Raw genomic sequence first — 15788 nt, 5'->3', positions numbered from 1 at the left:
AAGCATAAAGTTTTAGCGATAACTGCCGAAACTGTATGCTTCTGTTGCCATGAGACGAAATGAGCATGTTAAATCGCATAAAAGTTGTAACCAGTTTATTGTTTGTACTGGGTTTATTTGGTGCCTTACAAATTACCTCCGGCGGGTTGTTCTTCAACGCGCTGAAAAACGACAAAGAAAACTTCACTGTGCTGCAAACTATTCGCCAGCAACAGTCCACACTCAACGGTAGCTGGGTTGCGCTTTTGCAAACGCGTAACACACTAAACCGTGCCGGTATTCGCCATATGATGGATACCAACAATATTGGCAGCGGGTCAACTGTGAACGAGTTGATGCTTATCGCCAGCCAGTCTCTTAAACAAGCTGAAACTGAATGGGCTGAGTATGAGTCTTTGCCACGCGACCCGCGTCAAAGTGAAGAGTCGATTGCTGAAATCAAGCGTAACTACGCGATTTACCACGGTGCACTGGCGGAGCTAATTCAACTGCTTGGCTCCGGCAAAATTAACGAATTTTTCGACCAACCTACGCAGAAATATCAGGATGGCTTCGAGAAAGAGTACGTCAATTATCTGCAACAAAATGACCTCCTGTACCAGGCGGCAGTAGACGACAATAACCAGTCTTACTCGCAGGCTATCTGGATCCTTATTGTGATTCTGGCGTTGGTTGCGGCGGCAATTATTACTGTCTGGCTAGGAATCAAGAAAACCCTTATTGAACCGCTTCATCGCCTGATTGAAAGCATCCGTCATATTGCCAGCGGTGACCTGGTGCGCTCCATTGATGTGGAAGGCACCAATGAAATGGGTCAACTGGCCGCGAGTCTGCGCCATATGCAGTCCGAGCTGATGAGTACGGTGAGTGATGTTCGTAACGGAGCAAATGCGATTTATAGCGGTGCCAGCGAAATCTCTATCGGTAACAACGACCTGTCTTCCCGTACTGAGCAACAAGCAGCATCGCTTGAAGAAACTGCAGCCAGCATGGAACAGCTTACAGCGACCGTGAAGCAGAATGCCGAAAATGCCCGTCAGGCAAGCCAACTGGCATTAAGCGCATCCGAAACCGCGCAGAAGGGCGGCAAAGTGGTGGATAACGTGGTGCGTACCATGAATGACATCGCCAGCAGCTCGAAAAAGATAGCCGATATCACCAGCGTGATTGATGGCATTGCATTCCAGACCAATATTCTGGCGCTGAACGCGGCGGTAGAAGCCGCTCGTGCGGGCGAACAAGGCCGTGGTTTTGCAGTGGTTGCCGGTGAAGTTCGCAATTTGGCACAACGTAGTGCGCAAGCTGCGAAAGAGATTAAGAGCCTGATTGAAGATTCCGTCAATAAAGTGGATACCGGTTCAACGCTTGTTGAAAGCGCGGGCGAAACGATGGATGAAATCGTTAATGCGGTAACACGTGTGACGGACATAATGGGTGAAATTGCCTCGGCATCCGATGAGCAAAGCCGTGGGATAGACCAGGTTGGGCTGGCAGTTTCTGAAATGGACCGTGTGACACAGCAAAATGCCGCATTGGTTGAGGAATCTGCCGCAGCCGCTTCTGCACTGGAAGAACAAGCAAGCCGCCTGACTCAGGCTGTAGCCGTATTTCGTATTAACCAGGATGTAAAAGCACAAACCCGTATTGTGGAGCCTAAATTGGCTATCACGCCGGTTATGAGCCGCAAAGCAGCTGCCAGCGACTCAAACGATAACTGGGAAACCTTCTGATAGTGTAATGGCCCGCGGGTAATAACCATTACCCGCTTTTATCCTAAATTTCCGCCTCATCTAAGCGCATCAAGCGATCCAACCGCTGGTAGTAACAACGCAGCGTGGCATCAATCGCGTCTGCGGGCATAAACGAATCACGGTATACCGCTTCAACCACACGACTCTCTTTTTGCAAATCATTGAGCAGTTTAACGATAAGTTTTTCTGTCAGCCCCATGCTAAGCCCGAGCACTGTGAAATCCATCCCGAGGTATTCGCCATAAGCCGTTTTAAAACCTGGGGCTAACTCGCGGTCACCTTCTTCACATGCCAGCAATGGTAAGGCCATAAATCCAGAACTAAATATGGCGGGATACGGTGCCACAGAAACGAAATCATAAACCGGTGACAGCGTAGGCTCGCCCATTCGCGGGTGCATTAGACCAAAATTACGCAGGTGCATATCGTTATTGCCCAGCAGATAAGCATAAGCAATGCGCCGAAACAGATCGATTTTGAAAGCGAGGTTGTTATTGACATGTTGAGTCAAAAATTCAGCTAATTGCTGATAACTGACGTACTGCTTACCGTCGCTCCCCGTTTTTCCGTATTTCTCACCAACGTTCATGGCCGCATCAAGCTGTTCCTGATGAATCGCGGCACCGGTCTGCATATCACGGTCGAAGCGGCGGACAACAAAAGCGAGTTCATTTTTGCTATCGGCATGCTCACGCGCAAAACTCACCAGCCCATGCGGTGGCACATCAAAACCAAGCCGTGCCATCAGCGTCATGGTTGCGTGTTCGTTTTCTGCCAGATGTGGGAATTCAGCCGGAGACGGTTTGAGGATGTATTCGCCCTGGTGTTCAACTACGGCGAACTCACCATCCTGCACCACCATCTGCAACTTAGGCTGATACCCGGAAATGCTCATACCGCGTTGGGTCTTTGGCAATTCGTGAATAAATTCACTGCGCGTAAAACTCAGTTGCGGGTTTACTTTACCTGAACCTGTCAGGTGCTTCAGACCTTTCGTCGAATAACCGGACTCTTGCTCTTTGGCCTGCACCAGAGGAGTCAAAAGAATGTGGCAACGTGTGGCTAATTCCATCGTTAATCCTCCTGCGTGTAGACCAATTGCACTGCACCAATCAGGTTTTTGCCATTGTCGATAAGCATTCCGAGCAAATCATGCTCGTCGCGTTGTTGTAACTGGCTGTAGCGCATTTTCAACCAGCCTTCTGGTGCCAGTGAAGCAAAAAAAGGCGGCAAGGAATTGCTGTGAAAGTGGCCGATGCGCACTGGTAGGCTTAGTGACAGCGGGGGGCCAATATAATCAGCGCGATAGTTGAACGTAAATCCGTCGTCATCCTGGCTCAGTTCACCCACGGCTTCGCCGTATAACCACACTTCTACACGGCGGCGCATAATTTCACACCCAGCGCATCCGCGACACGCAGAACTGTGCCAAATTTGACCTGTTCAGGATCTTTGAACAGCCGTTTTAGTGTTGATACCGATACACCCGTTTGCAACTCAAGCGTCACCATATCGATAGCTAATTCTTTGCGACGTTGGTTCAATTGTTGCCCCAGTTGCGCGGAATCAGAGATGACTTGTTCGTCTATTGCCAACTCAAATTCTTGCGCCCGCAGCATCACTGCTTTTTTAACGTCATTCAATAACTCACTCATGGTGTGCAATTTTTCTGCGAGCGATGCATTGTCATGGTTCATATTTGACCTTTAATATTTGTTAAAGTAGATATTTGGCTTTTTTATGATTCATTAATGCGATTGAGTGTCATAAATAGACCTTATCTCTTTCTATATACAATAAATGGTTCATTTACGGTTTTTTGTCAACTTAAAGGCTCAATAAAAGTCTGTTTGTGACTTTTATTTGTAATTATAGCTCATAAACAAGCTTATTCGCTGTCGCAGATGTGGCTTATCCAGATTATTGCTAACCAAATGTAAATTAATTGTTTCACTCGTTTGAGCGGAAACCTTATTAATGAAGGCATGTTAATCAATACGAGTTTATTGCATGTCTTATCGAATCAGCCTGTTGGATAAAAGCCCAGTCGCTAAGGATGACACCCCAGGCGACGCTCTAAAACATACGCTTCGTCTTGCGCAACTTGCTGAGGAGTGGGGCTATCACCGCTTCTGGATTGCCGAGCATCACAACACCTCACAGTTGGCGAGCCCATCACCCGAGTTGCTTATTGCGTGGGTGGCAGGGCAGACACAACGTATTCGTGTCGGTTCCGGCGGGGTGATGCTGCAACATTACAGCCCGTATAAAGTGGCCGAAAATTTCAATCTGCTGGCAAGCCTGGCACCTGGGCGAATTGATCTGGGCGTGGGAAAAGCACCTGGTGGATTGCCGCTTTCTACGCAGGCGTTGCAACGCGGTGTGCAAGATAAAGAGACGTTTGCCGAAAAGCTCACCCAACTTGATAACTGGCTTTCTTTGCCCGCAGGCAAAGACGCAGAGGAAATCTTACGCGCGACACCGGTTCCAGCCCAAAGTGCCAGTCGTTTCCTGCTGGGCGCAAGCCTTGAAAGTGCGGCACTGGCCGCAAATCTGAACTGGGACTTTGTTTATGCCGCGCACTTAAATGGCGACAAAACCTTAATGCACGAAGTGCTCAACGGCTGGCGCAATAAAAGCCAGCGCGACACGCTGGTGGCGGTGCAGGTTATTGTCGCGACAGACGCGCAAAAAGCCGATGAACTGGCAAGCCTGATTCAAATCTGGAGTGTTGAACTGGAAAACGCACAGCGCGTGAGTGTCGTCAGTGAAGAACAGGCGCAGGCATTTGCTCGCCAGGCCGGTAGCGCCATCAAAAAAATCGCACGCCGTGAACCTTTATTACTGAAAGGAACCGCCGAAACTGTGCGTGCCGGGCTTGCGGCGTTGAGCCAGGAATTTGGCATTGATGAATTCATTATCGACACTCCCATTGCCGATCCCACTGCACGTTTTCAGTCGCTGCGTTTGTTGGCAGGCGTTCAACCCGTGAAATCTGTCTCTGATTTTGCCGCTGAACATGAAGCATGGTAAGGGGACGCTGATGACATTCGCACAACAGCTTGTTAACTGGCGACGCGAGTTACACCAATACCCGGAGCTATCTGGTCAGGAAGTGGCAACGACGGCCAGGATCCGCCACTGGCTGGAATCAGCAGGTTTACGTTTGTTACCGTATTCACTCGCAACCGGTGTGGTGGCAGAAGTGGGACACGGCGAAAAAGTGATTGCGCTGCGAGCTGATATTGACGCACTGCCCATTCAGGAAACGAGCGGTGTGCCGTTTAGTTCGCAAAATGAGGGCGTAATGCATGCCTGTGGGCATGATGTTCACAGCAGCGTGATTCTGGGAGCCGCCTTGTTACTCAAACAACGTGAAGCTCAATTAACAGGCCGTGTTCGTTTGTTGTTTCAGCCTGCGGAAGAAAACTTCACAGGGGCAAAGGCGTTGATAAAAGCCGGATCGCTAGAAAACGTGTCTGCCATTTTCGGGATGCATAACGAACCCGGTTTGCCGGTTGGCACTTTCGCCACGCGTGGTGGCGCGTTTTATGCCAACGTCGATCGCTTCGTTTTACGGGTGAAAGGCAAAGGCGCGCATGCCGCACGCCCACATGAGGGCAACGATGCCATTGTTCTTGCCAGCCAGTTAGTGGTGGCATTGCAGACCATTGCCAGTCGCAATATCGACACGCTGGATTCGGTGATTGTTAGCGTAACGCGTATTCAAGGTGGAAATACCTGGAATGTATTGCCTGAAAGCGTTGAGCTTGAAGGAACCGTACGCACCCATCGCGCCGACATTCAGCGGCAGGTCGAAAAGCGCGTCAACGAAATAGCCTCCGGTTTTTCCAGTGCGTTTGGTGCGCAGATTGACGTGGAGTGGTTTAACGGGCCAGTCACGTTAATCAATGATGATAAATGGGCAGCGTTTGCGACCCGGGTTGCACAAGACGTGGGTTATAAGACACAAACTTCCAAATTACATATGGGCGGTGAAGACTTCGCCGTTTACTTACAAACCATTCCCGGTGCGTTTGTCAGCATTGGCAGCGCAAGTGAATATGGTTTGCATCATTCGGCCTTTAATCCGGATGAAGCATTAATTGAAGATGCCGCGAGATATTTCGCAACGCTTGCTGAACAGGCGCTACGGGTAAATTAATAATTCGGAGTTAACTATGTCTAATAATCGACAATTGCGCCTTGGCACAATACTGCATGGTGCTTCAGGAAACATGTCGGCGTGGCGTCACCCAGCGGCTATTCCCGATGCCAGTATTAATTTTGAATTTGTAAAAGATACGGCATTAAAAGCCGAGCAGGGGAAGCTGGATTTTTTATTCGTCGCAGACGGATTATATATTAACGATAAATCCATCCCTCATTTTTTAAATAGATTTGAACCGCTAACAGTGCTGTCAGCATTAGCCAGCGTCACCACGCATTTAGGTTTAGTTGGCACGTTGTCTACTTCTTACAGCGAACCCTTCACCGTAGCGCGCCAGTTCGCGAGTCTTGATCATTTAAGCAAAGGCCGTGCGGGCTGGAATGTGGTGACATCACCGCTGGAAGGTTCAGCTAAGAACTTCTCGCGTGAAAAACACCCTGAGCATGCGCTGCGTTATCGCATTGCCGATGAATATCTTGATGTGGTGAAAGGGTTGTGGGACTCCTGGGAAGAAGACGCTTTTATTCGCGATAAAGAAAGTGGGCAATTCTTTGACCCGAATAAATTGAACACACTGGATCATCGCGGCGACTTCTTCCAGGTGGCTGGCCCACTGAATATTTCCCGCACACCACAAGGTCGACCAATTATATTTCAGGCAGGTGCTTCCGACGATGGCAAAAAAATAGCGGCCCGCCATGCGGATGCCATTTTCACCCATCATGAATTCATTGAAGAAGCGCAGCATTTTTATCGCGATGTTAAAAGCCAGTTGGAAAGCCATGACCGCAAGGCTGATGAGTTGCTGATATTCCAGGGCGTCAGCGTCATTGTCGGCAAAGATGCTGATGACGTAGAAAACCAATATCAAACTACGGCAGCACTGGTATCCATAAACGATGCTCTTAATTACCTGGGTCGTTATTTTGAGCACCACGACTTCAGACAGTATCCGTTGGATGCACCATTCCCGGATATCGGAGACCTGGGGCAGAACAGCTTCCGCAGCACCACCGATGAAATTAAACGTAATGCCCGCGAACGCAAGCTGACTTTACGTCAGGTAGCGCTGGAAGCCGCATCGCCGCGCCCACGTTTTGCTGGCACCGCGCAACAAGTCGCTGATGGGCTGCAACAATGGTTCGAGAGCCATGCCGCAGACGGTTTCATTATTCAGGGCGGCACGCCAGATACCTTCCCACGTTTTGTCGATGAAGTGGTTCCGGTACTGCAAGCACGCGGGTTGTTTCGCAAGGAATATCCCGGCACCACGCTGCGTGAAAGCCTTGGGCTCGCCAACCCGATCAATCAATTTTCGTAAAAAAGGGTGGATGTCGCTAACCACCGGTTTCCGTAGGTCGGATTAGCGTTAGCGACATCCGACATTAAAACCCATTAAAAGAGACACACTATGCATAAATCATCGCTAATCCTTGCAATCGCTCTGGCATTTTCATCAACGGCAACCTGGGCACAAAGCGTCACCATTAATGGTACGGGAGTGAGTCTCGAAGCCAACAAAGCTCCGGTTAACACGGCGCTAAACCCGCAGGCAGTGGCGCAACTGCCAAAAGATTATCGTTTTGCTGTACCCGGTAAATTCACTGTGGCAGTGGCAGCACTCAATTCGCCACCGTTAACCGTATTTGCCGAAGATAATAAAACGCTGCTGGGGAGTGAGGTGGATATTGCGCGCCTGGTCGCCGATAGCTTAGGGCTTGAGCTGAACGTGGTGCCTACCTCATGGGAAGATTGGCCACTCGGTGTGACCTCGGGAAAATATGATGCCGCGATCAGCAATATTACCGTCACCAAAGATCGCAAACAGAAATTCGACTTTGCGACCTACCGTAAGGACTCGCTGGGTTTCTATGTGAAGTCGAACAGCCCAATTAAGAAAATTGAGAAAGCCGACGATATCGCCGGGCTGCGCATTATTGTCGGCTCAGGGACCAACCAGGAATCTATCCTGCTGGCGTGGAATGCTGAGAACCTAAAGAAAGGGCTTAAAACGTTCACGCCGGTTTATACCAAAGACGATGCAGCTCAAACCCTCGCATTGCAGTCGGGTCGCGCCGATGCCTTCTTTGGCCCGAACGTGACTGGCGCCTGGAAAGCGGCACTCACGCAGAAAACGCAGCTAGTGGGTGTTGTTGATGGTGGCTGGCCGAAGGCGGCTCACATCGCGGTCACACTCAAAAAAGGAAGTGGCCTGGCCGAGCCCGTGCAAATTGCACTCAATGGCGTCATCAAAAACGGTGATTACAACAAAGTGCTGAGCCGCTGGGGGGAAAGTGTTGAACAAATCCCGGCATCTGAAATTAACCCAGCCGGTCTTGGCGACTAAGGAGCAGACCATGAGTGAACAATTTCGTGATGTCTCACCGCAAGCGCCGGAACTCCAGCCGATTGTTAGCGGGCTGTTTGGTGAATATGAAGCCCGTTACGGGGACTACTTTTCACGTGATACCGAAGTGGAATTAACCGAATGGTATCTGGCGCCACAGGGGCTATTCATTGTTCTGGAACGTGACGGCGAAATTATTGCCATCGGCGCGTATAAGCCCTTTGATGAGCATACCGCCGAGTTAAAACGTATCTGGACACATCCCACATTGCGCCAGCAAGGGCTTGCTCAGCGCATGGTGCGTGAACTTGAAAGCAGGGCGCAGTTTGCCGGTTATCGCCACGTTTACCTGACCACCGGTTTTCGCCAGCCAGAAGCGGTAAAGCTGTATTTAAGCCTCGGCTATCAGCCGCAATTCGATGTACACCGCAATCCCGAAGAGTACGGCGTGGCTCCTTTTGATGGGCGCTTGCGTTTCACCAAAGCGCTGGCACCGATTCACCTGAGCAAAACGGCCTGAGGAATCATTATGACGAGATCTTCAAACAGACCATCCACCATTAAAGTTGTTCCAGCGCGTTACCCGCTGCGAACGTTGGGGGCAGTCATCGCACTGTTTGTGCTGGGGATTGTTGTCCAGTCGGTTGCCTTTAACCCGCGTTGGGAATGGAGCGTGTTTGCACGCTGGTTCTTTGACCCGGTGATTCTGGAAGGACTGGCGCAAACATTACTGCTAACGCTGATTGGTACGGCATTAAGTGTGGTGATTGGCGGTTTACTGGCGTTGGCGCGACTTTCATCTTCGTGGCTGCTAAACAGCCTGGCCTGGGGTTACATCTGGCTATTTCGTTCGCTACCGCTGATTGTGGTGCTGATCATTTTATATAACTTCTCTTATCTGTACGACACGCTATCAATCGGCATTCCGTTTACCCAGATTCAGTGGGGCAGTTACCAGACCATCAACGTGCTTGGGCAGTTTTCTACCGCTGTTGTTGGGCTGACGTTGGTACAAAGCGCCTATACCGCAGAAATTATTCGTGGTGGATTTTTGGGTGTTGACCACGGGCAATATGAGGCGGCCGCGGCATTAGGATTACCGGCATGGCGACGGACACTGCGCATTATTCTGCCGCAGGCGTTACGCACTATTTTACCCGCAGGTTTCAATGAAATTATCAGCCTGGCGAAAGGCACGGCGATGGTTTATGTGCTGGCGATGCCTGAACTTTTCTACACCATTCAGATGATCTATAACCGCACCCAGGAAGTTATTCCGTTACTGATGGTAGGTGCCGTCTGGTATCTGGTTATCACCAGCGTGCTGTCACTGATTCAACATCTGGTTGAGCGCTGGCTCGCCCGCAGCGAACGCCGCTCCGCCATTAATCAACAAAGCCCGGTACGTAATACATCACGCCAACCCGTGCTGCCAACCCAGGAGGTTGCTCATGCACCACTCCCATAATCAGACGGGCCATATTTCGATTACCGGAGTCAGTAAATATTTTGGCCGCCATAAGGCACTGGATAATATTTCTCTGGAGCTTGAGCCAGGTTCGGTAACCGTGATCCTTGGGCCATCGGGTTCGGGTAAATCGACTTTGCTGCGCGCCATCAATCATCTGGAACGTGTAGACGAAGGCTTTATACAAATTGATGGCGATTACATTGGCTATCGTCTGGCGGGAGACAAACTGTATGAGCTCAAAGAGAAAGAGATCCTGCGTCAGCGCGTGAACGTCGGTTATGTGTTCCAGAACTTTAATTTGTTCCCTCATCTCACGGTGCTGGAAAATCTGATAGAAGCGCCGATTGCACACAAACAACTTAATCGCAAAGACGCCATTGAACAGGCCTATCAATTGCTGGATGTGGTGGGGCTGCGCAATAAAGCGGATGCCTGGTCGCGACATCTTTCCGGCGGGCAACAGCAGCGTATTGCCATTGCCCGCGCACTGGCGTTGCGCCCCCGAGTGATGCTGTTTGATGAACCTACCTCGGCACTGGACCCGGAACTTGTCGGCGAAGTGCTGGATGTGATTAAAAAACTCGCCCGTTCCGGCACGACGCTGGTCGTGGTGACGCACGAAATCGGTTTTGCCCGTGAAGTGGCGGATAACGTGGTGTTTATGGTGGATGGTAAAATTGTTGAGCAAGGCAGCAGCGACGAAGTGCTTAACCATCCGCAGCATTCCCGAACGCGTCAGTTCTTATCAAAAGTTCTTTAAGGAGCAGATATGAAATTAGTCCCACTGGCGCTGATGCTGTTTAGTACCACTCTTTATGCCCAAGGAACGCTTGACCTTAAAGCTAACGAGCAACCGATTCATACTGTGAAAGACCCGATAGCGATAAGCAAAATTCCACCGGATTATAAGTTTGTAGAACCCGGCACGCTGACGGTGGCAATTTCTGCGCTAAATTCGCCACCGCTTGCCATGCTGGCGAGTGATAACCGCACAAGGATCGGCAGCGATCCGGATATTGCTCGTTTGCTGGCCGATAGCCTGGGTTTGAAACTTAAACTGGTGCCTACAGCCTGGGAAGACTGGCCACTTGGGATTAGCTCTGGCAGATATGATGTGGCGTTGGTGAATATTGCTGTAACCGAGGAGCGTAAAACGAAATTTGATTTTGCGACTTATCGCGTAGATTCACTGGCGTTTTCAGTGAAATCAGACAGTCCGATTCAAAAAATCACTCATCCAGCAGATGTCGCTGGATTGCGCATCATTTTAGGTTCGGGTACCAATCAGGAGAAAATCTTGTTGGGATGGAATGAGCAAAATGAACGCGCAGGGCTAAAACCGGCGCAGCCGATTTATCTGACTGATGATGCCTCTGGCAATCTTTATATTCAGGCAGGAAGGGCGGATGCCATGTTTGGCCCGCAAAGTGTTGCGGCCTATAAAGCAGCGTTAACGGGTAAAACGCGTGTGGTTGGGCTTGGTCCGAAGAAAGCGTATGTCGCTACCACCACCAAAAAAGGTAACGGGCTGGTTTATGCGTTACAAGCCGCGCTGGATGGCACGGCTAAACGTGGCGAATATCAGCAAGTTCTGGTGCGTTGGGGAGAAAAGGGCGAAGAAGTGGCTAGCTCGGAGGTTAATCTTCCCGGGATTACTTACCCGTAGCACTGCTTGTTTTAAGCCAGAAGAACCTGGCTTAAAAAGCCCTTAATATCGTCCAAAGCCTGAACGCGTGCGAGCGGCGCGTTGTCGATAATCAATTGATCCGAATACCCGTTCAGCAAGGCACCAAGTTGGCGGGTAACACGCAAAACATCGGTTTGACGAAAAACGCCACTCTGAATACCGGCTTCGATAATACTCGCCAGCAACGCATCCCACTTTTCTGTCAGCGTTAAGGCAAGGTCGGCGTAAACCTTGTTATGTACCGCAAGACGCCACAGCGAGCCATACAGCTCCCAAACGGCATCGGCGCGATCGGGTAAATAATCTTCCACAAAAACAACCAGCCCTTGTTCGGGCGGCAAAGCGCGCGTTTTAAGGGTAAAGGTTTCCAGTTCGGCATACATAAAACGTGAAAACGCTTCAATACACAGCGTTTGCCAGTCCGGGAAGTAGTGGTAAATATGGCTACGCGCAATCCCGACTTGTTCTGTTAGTTCGCGGGTGGTGACTTTTTCCACCCCTTTTTCGGTGAACAGCACGATTGCGGCATCAAGAATATTCTCTTTTAGAACAGACGTTTTTTCTTTCATCTCGGTACCTTCATTGACTTTGAGCAAGCGCTCAAATAGAATTCTTACATTCTTGAGCAACCGCTCAAGAATAACAATCTAAGAATATAAAGTCATGCATACTTCCCATCACACCGCCGGGCTTACGCCATCGCGCGGTGCATTAAATACCTTAAAAAAACTCGCAAAACTCCATAACAAAAAGCTGATTGTTACGCTGATGCTGGTGGTCGCTGAGAACATCATTTACCTGCTTTATCCGTTAATGGCCGGTTTCGCCATCAATGCCATTATAAAAGGGCAACCGTTGCATGCATTACTGTATGCGCTGGTGGTTTTTATTATGTGGGCGATTGGCGCTGCACGCCGCAGCATGGATACGCGAACTTTCACAATAATTTATGCCGGGCTTGCGGTGCCGGTTATTCTCGCACAGCGTAAAGACAACCATGACCATTCCACTATCGCTGCCCGCGTGACATTGTCACGTGAATTTGTCGACTTCTTTGAAACGCACCTGCCACTGTTGATTACTTCGGTGGCCTCAATCATCGGTGCGGTGATTATGTTGCTGACGATTGAATTCTGGGCTGGGGTCGCTTGTCTGGCGGTATTAGTTTTCTTCTCGTTGTTCCTGCCAGGCTATACGCGCAAGAACGAAATACTGTATGAGAAACTTAACGATCGTCTGGAAAAAGAGGTCGGATTCGTCGGTTATGCTAGTGAAAACACGCTGAACAAGCATTACAACTTTTTGGCGCGAGTGCGCATTCGTCTGTCCGACAGAGAAGCCATTGGCTACTTGTCGATTGGTACTGCCGCAGCGTTCCTGTTCTCGATGACCATCTGGCTGATGACGGTGAAAGGGGTTGGGAACGCCGGGCATATTTACTCGGTCATGACTTACATGTGGATGTTCGCCATGAGCCTGGATGACGGCCCATCGCTGCTGGAAAAATATTCGCAGCTAAAAGAGATAGGCAAGCGCGTGAACACCGGACTGGTGTAATTAACCCACTGCTGGCAATGCGCCCGTGGCAATCAATGCCTGAATAACAATGACGGCAATACCGCAGAAGAACACCAGTATCAGCAACGGTTTGCCACCAGCCACGCGGTAGCTCGACTCTTTTTGTACCTCGCGGCTTTTCCACACCAACAACGAAGGGATGATTAACGCAAGTATCGCCAGCGCCACACCGGCATAACCTAACGCCATCACAAAACCTTGCGGATAGAACAGGGCAAAGACCAGAGGTGGAATAAAGGTCATCAGCCCTGTTTGAGCACGGCCCGACGCTTTGTGATTGCGGTTAAACAAATCGCTCAGGTAATCAAACAGCCCCAAAGACACGCCTAAGAATGATGTTGCCAGCGCCAGATCGGCAAACAAATGCACAGCGAGTTCAACATGGGGTGAAGCGACGACTTCGCGAACAGCCTGTAATAAACCGTTCAGTCCTGAATGGTTAGCCAGAAGCCCGCGGAATACACCCGAATCAATCGCCCCAAGTGTTGCCACTTGCCAGAAAATATAAGCAACTAACGGAATGGCACTACCGACGATAAATACCCAGCGCAATTTACGCAGATTGCCATCCAGATAACTGACAATACTCGGTACGCTGCCATGGAAACCAAAAGAGGTAAAAATCACCGGAATAGCGGAAAGTGCGAGGCCTTTTTCTAATGGTAACGTCAACAAATTAGTGTGATGGATATGCGGCATCATCAACGCCAGCATCACCACCAGCATCACTATTTTGGCGCTGAATAACACACGGTTGAACATATCCACCATATGCGTGCCAATACAGACAATCCCTCCGGCAACCACAGTAAACAGCAGTACACCGGTGGTGACCGAAATCGAGGTCGAAAACCATTGGCTAAGACTGGCTGCCAGCAACTCGCCAGCGCCGCTGATATACGCAGCCGTCAGAGCGTACATCAAAAACAACATGCTAAAACCGGTTATCCATTGCCCCGGTTTACCAAGATAGCGCCGCGCCAGACTGCCAAGCCCGGTGTCAGCGGAAACGTGCTGATATACTTCAACCAGCAACAGCGCGGTATAACACATCAACCCCCACAGGCCGGCGAGTAAAAGCAGCGTTACACCAAACCCAACGCCCGCCGAAGCCAACGGCATTGCCAACATTCCTGCGCCAATAGTGGTTCCGGCGACGATTAAGATACTACCAAGAGTGCGATTCTTCACGCTTCCCTCTGAATTTACGCTTGTTATAACGACATTGTGCCGCGCAGGGTAAGGGATTGTAATGCAACCGTCAAATGAGGCTTACAATGAGTGTAATTTTATATTTACGAATTCGATGTGAAGAGCATGAATTCAATTGCAGACTAAAATTCTACGGGTCAATAACGCAGATGACTGAATTGATTGAGGTGCTGTAATTGTGGCTCGCCGCCTGAATTGAATATAACTTCAGTTAGCTGTAATGCCGCAGCAGCATGTAATCACCAGGGGAAGGTAATGAGAGCCAGTATTAGAACGAAGATAGTGAAAGTGTGTGAAGCCAAAATGGCTGCTAAAGGTGAGGGCGTTGGCGTGTCATTTTATGCTTTTTTCGCCAACAAGAATGATGACCCCGAATTACTTATGGAAGTGGCTCACTGGTGGATCATAGAAATGAAACTGGACCACTTTGAAAAGGCCAGAAAAATCATATCACTTGTAACACCTGCTAAGACCGCATAGGCACTTACCCACATCCTTCAAGGGATGGGGAAATCACTTAGGAAGATAACGATGAAACAGTGGAGTTCTTGCTATATACCCTTAAGCCGGGAACAGGAGAGGGATTATCACAAGATAATGATGGAGCAAAGTGTGCCGCTTCATCGTGCAGCTGGAATCGATATCGTATCCTTTGGCAATTCGCTCGATGACCCCGACGCTTACTGCCTGATAAGAGCCTTTGAAGATTTACCCCAGTTGAAAAACGCTCAGATGGACTTTTATAGCAGTGAAGAATGGCGCAGCGGCCCACGCCAAAGCATTCCAGGGGTTATTACCGGATTGGGTAACGATGCAATATAACTCCAGTAAATATATGGGTATATATACCGAATGCTCGCTAATTGATCTGCCATTTTCAGCGTGGCATCATAACGGCACGAAAGATATCCAGGACTTATGATGAAAGACGTTATTGAAGGTTTTTTGAGGTTTCAGAAAGAAGCATTTCCTCAACGCTCCAAACTATTCAAAAAACTCGCTTCAAATCAAAACCCTAAAACACTTTTTATTTCCTGCTCTGATAGCCGGTTAGTCCCCGAATTAGTGACCCAACGTGAACCGGGTGAACTGTTTGTTATTCGAAACGCAGGCAATATTGTGCCACCGTTCGGGCCTGAACCGGGCGGCGTTTCAGCTTCGGTTGAATATGCGGTGATGGCGCTCGGCGTTCGTGACATCGTGGTTTGTGGCCACTCTGACTGCGGGGCAATGACTGCCGTTGCCAACTGCCAGTGTCTTGACCATATGCCCGCCGTTGCCCACTGGTTGCGTTATGCAGATGCAGCAAAAGCCATTAACGAATCGGAAGAGCACACCACAACCCAATCCCGCGTGGACGGCATGGTGCACCAAAACGTGATTGCTCAACTGGGGAATTTACGCACGCATCCCTGTGTTGCGTTAGCGCTTGCGAAAGGCAACATTACGCTGCATGGTTGGGTTTATGATATTGAATCTGGGTGCATTGAAGCCTTTGACAGCAAATGCGGGAAGTTCATTTCATTATCAGATAACCCAGGTGCGACGGCATCTTAGAAGGGCATTGCGCC

16 protein-coding genes and 2 pseudogenes are annotated in these 15788 nt (G+C 49.7%); 13 read left to right on the top strand and 5 right to left on the bottom strand.

Annotation, left to right across the window (positions count from 1 at the left end; all coding sequences use genetic code 11):
• Positions 1-65: 65 nt before the first annotated feature.
• Positions 66-1730, top strand: a complete 1665-nt coding sequence (tsr, locus tag FH968_RS00435) for a methyl-accepting chemotaxis protein (RefSeq protein ID WP_139877184.1) — start codon at positions 66-68, stop codon at positions 1728-1730.
• A 43-nt stretch (positions 1731-1773) separates the two neighbouring features.
• On the opposite strand, the gene FH968_RS00430 is transcribed toward tsr, so the two are convergent.
• The 3 genes from FH968_RS00430 to FH968_RS00420 are packed head-to-tail and all read right to left on the bottom strand — an operon-like array spanning position 1774 to position 3448.
• Positions 1774-2823 (bottom strand): type II toxin-antitoxin system HipA family toxin, encoded by a 1050-nt coding sequence (locus FH968_RS00430; protein WP_139876424.1) that lies wholly within the window; start codon positions 2821-2823, stop codon positions 1774-1776.
• Positions 2824-2825: 2 nt separating this feature from the next.
• On the bottom strand, positions 2826-3140 hold the full coding sequence (locus FH968_RS00425) for a HipA N-terminal domain-containing protein (RefSeq protein WP_139876423.1): 315 nt from the start codon (positions 3138-3140) through the stop codon (positions 2826-2828).
• A complete protein-coding gene (locus FH968_RS00420; RefSeq protein ID WP_139876422.1) occupies positions 3125-3448 on the bottom strand; it encodes a helix-turn-helix domain-containing protein in 324 nt (107 codons plus the stop codon). Before FH968_RS00420 ends, FH968_RS00425 begins: the two co-directional genes overlap by 16 nt.
• A gap of 313 nt (positions 3449-3761) precedes the next feature.
• Here FH968_RS00420 and FH968_RS00415 point away from each other — a divergent pair, with 313 nt between their 5' ends.
• The 8 genes and pseudogenes from FH968_RS00415 (at position 3762) to FH968_RS00380 (ending at position 11406) form a co-directional block, all read left to right on the top strand.
• Positions 3762-4784, top strand: a complete 1023-nt coding sequence (locus FH968_RS00415) for an MsnO8 family LLM class oxidoreductase (RefSeq protein ID WP_139876421.1) — start codon at positions 3762-3764, stop codon at positions 4782-4784.
• Between the two features lie 10 nt (positions 4785-4794).
• Positions 4795-5916, top strand: a complete 1122-nt coding sequence (locus FH968_RS00410; protein WP_139876420.1) for an amidohydrolase — start codon at positions 4795-4797, stop codon at positions 5914-5916.
• Positions 5917-5932: 16 nt separating this feature from the next.
• Positions 5933-7235, top strand: a pseudogene (locus tag FH968_RS24110) (LLM class flavin-dependent oxidoreductase); the annotation flags it as partial.
• 92 nt (positions 7236-7327) lie between these two features.
• A pseudogene (locus tag FH968_RS24105) lies at positions 7328-8269 on the top strand (ABC transporter substrate-binding protein); the annotation flags it as partial.
• 10 nt (positions 8270-8279) lie between these two features.
• Positions 8280-8789 carry a GNAT family N-acetyltransferase gene (locus FH968_RS00395; RefSeq protein ID WP_139876417.1) on the top strand — a complete coding sequence of 170 codons (510 nt, stop codon included), beginning with the start codon at positions 8280-8282 and terminating at the stop codon, positions 8787-8789.
• 9 nt (positions 8790-8798) lie between these two features.
• Positions 8799-9737: an amino acid ABC transporter permease gene (locus FH968_RS00390; RefSeq protein ID WP_139876416.1), complete on the top strand. Its 939-nt coding sequence runs from the start codon at positions 8799-8801 to the stop codon at positions 9735-9737.
• Positions 9721-10500 carry an amino acid ABC transporter ATP-binding protein gene (locus FH968_RS00385; RefSeq protein ID WP_139876415.1) on the top strand — a complete coding sequence of 260 codons (780 nt, stop codon included), beginning with the start codon at positions 9721-9723 and terminating at the stop codon, positions 10498-10500. The genes FH968_RS00390 and FH968_RS00385 overlap by 17 nt, the downstream gene beginning before the upstream one ends.
• A gap of 33 nt (positions 10501-10533) precedes the next feature.
• A complete protein-coding gene (locus tag FH968_RS00380; protein WP_370451459.1) occupies positions 10534-11406 on the top strand; it encodes an ABC transporter substrate-binding protein in 873 nt (290 codons plus the stop codon).
• An 11-nt stretch (positions 11407-11417) separates the two neighbouring features.
• Here FH968_RS00380 and FH968_RS00375 read toward each other — a convergent pair whose 3' ends face one another.
• Positions 11418-11996, bottom strand: coding sequence for a TetR/AcrR family transcriptional regulator (locus FH968_RS00375; RefSeq protein ID WP_139876413.1), 579 nt, complete (start codon positions 11994-11996; stop codon positions 11418-11420).
• Between the two features lie 94 nt (positions 11997-12090).
• Here FH968_RS00375 and FH968_RS00370 point away from each other — a divergent pair, with 94 nt between their 5' ends.
• Positions 12091-12984 carry an ABC transporter six-transmembrane domain-containing protein gene (locus FH968_RS00370; protein WP_139876412.1) on the top strand — a complete coding sequence of 298 codons (894 nt, stop codon included), beginning with the start codon at positions 12091-12093 and terminating at the stop codon, positions 12982-12984.
• On the opposite strand, the gene tyrP is transcribed toward FH968_RS00370, so the two are convergent.
• On the bottom strand, positions 12985-14196 hold the full coding sequence (tyrP, locus tag FH968_RS00365) for a tyrosine transporter TyrP (RefSeq protein WP_139876411.1): 1212 nt from the start codon (positions 14194-14196) through the stop codon (positions 12985-12987).
• A gap of 276 nt (positions 14197-14472) precedes the next feature.
• Between tyrP and FH968_RS00360 the strand changes: the two genes are divergently transcribed.
• From FH968_RS00360 to FH968_RS00350, 3 genes are all read left to right on the top strand, one after another.
• On the top strand, positions 14473-14697 hold the full coding sequence (locus FH968_RS00360; protein ID WP_139876410.1) for a DUF6500 family protein: 225 nt from the start codon (positions 14473-14475) through the stop codon (positions 14695-14697).
• Between the two features lie 51 nt (positions 14698-14748).
• Positions 14749-15039, top strand: a complete 291-nt coding sequence (locus FH968_RS00355; protein ID WP_223271253.1) for a hypothetical protein — start codon at positions 14749-14751, stop codon at positions 15037-15039.
• 99 nt (positions 15040-15138) lie between these two features.
• Positions 15139-15774 (top strand): carbonic anhydrase, encoded by a 636-nt coding sequence (locus FH968_RS00350; RefSeq protein WP_139876409.1) that lies wholly within the window; start codon positions 15139-15141, stop codon positions 15772-15774.
• Positions 15775-15788 lie beyond the last annotated feature (14 nt).

The organism is Buttiauxella sp. B2 (genome assembly GCF_006376615.1).
In the GTDB taxonomy this organism is placed as follows: domain Bacteria; phylum Pseudomonadota; class Gammaproteobacteria; order Enterobacterales; family Enterobacteriaceae; genus Buttiauxella.
This window is presented reverse-complemented; position numbering and strand designations above follow the sequence as displayed.

Excerpts from the sequence above, each read along its gene's own strand:
- tsr (WP_139877184.1), top strand. The coding sequence starts at position 66 with ATGTTAAATCGCATAAAAGTTGTAACCAGTTTATTGTTTGTACTGGGT.
- FH968_RS00430 (WP_139876424.1), bottom strand. The coding sequence starts at position 2,823 with ATGGAATTAGCCACACGTTGCCACATTCTTTTGACTCCTCTGGTGCAG.
- FH968_RS00425 (WP_139876423.1), bottom strand. The coding sequence starts at position 3,140 with ATGCGCCGCCGTGTAGAAGTGTGGTTATACGGCGAAGCCGTGGGTGAA.
- FH968_RS00420 (WP_139876422.1), bottom strand. The coding sequence starts at position 3,448 with ATGAACCATGACAATGCATCGCTCGCAGAAAAATTGCACACCATGAGT.
- FH968_RS00415 (WP_139876421.1), top strand. The coding sequence starts at position 3,762 with ATGTCTTATCGAATCAGCCTGTTGGATAAAAGCCCAGTCGCTAAGGAT.
- FH968_RS00410 (WP_139876420.1), top strand. The coding sequence starts at position 4,795 with ATGACATTCGCACAACAGCTTGTTAACTGGCGACGCGAGTTACACCAA.
- FH968_RS00395 (WP_139876417.1), top strand. The coding sequence starts at position 8,280 with ATGAGTGAACAATTTCGTGATGTCTCACCGCAAGCGCCGGAACTCCAG.
- FH968_RS00390 (WP_139876416.1), top strand. The coding sequence starts at position 8,799 with ATGACGAGATCTTCAAACAGACCATCCACCATTAAAGTTGTTCCAGCG.
- FH968_RS00385 (WP_139876415.1), top strand. The coding sequence starts at position 9,721 with ATGCACCACTCCCATAATCAGACGGGCCATATTTCGATTACCGGAGTC.
- FH968_RS00380 (WP_370451459.1), top strand. The coding sequence starts at position 10,534 with ATGCTGTTTAGTACCACTCTTTATGCCCAAGGAACGCTTGACCTTAAA.
- FH968_RS00375 (WP_139876413.1), bottom strand. The coding sequence starts at position 11,996 with ATGAAAGAAAAAACGTCTGTTCTAAAAGAGAATATTCTTGATGCCGCA.
- FH968_RS00370 (WP_139876412.1), top strand. The coding sequence starts at position 12,091 with ATGCATACTTCCCATCACACCGCCGGGCTTACGCCATCGCGCGGTGCA.
- FH968_RS00360 (WP_139876410.1), top strand. The coding sequence starts at position 14,473 with ATGAGAGCCAGTATTAGAACGAAGATAGTGAAAGTGTGTGAAGCCAAA.
- FH968_RS00355 (WP_223271253.1), top strand. The coding sequence starts at position 14,749 with ATGAAACAGTGGAGTTCTTGCTATATACCCTTAAGCCGGGAACAGGAG.
- FH968_RS00350 (WP_139876409.1), top strand. The coding sequence starts at position 15,139 with ATGAAAGACGTTATTGAAGGTTTTTTGAGGTTTCAGAAAGAAGCATTT.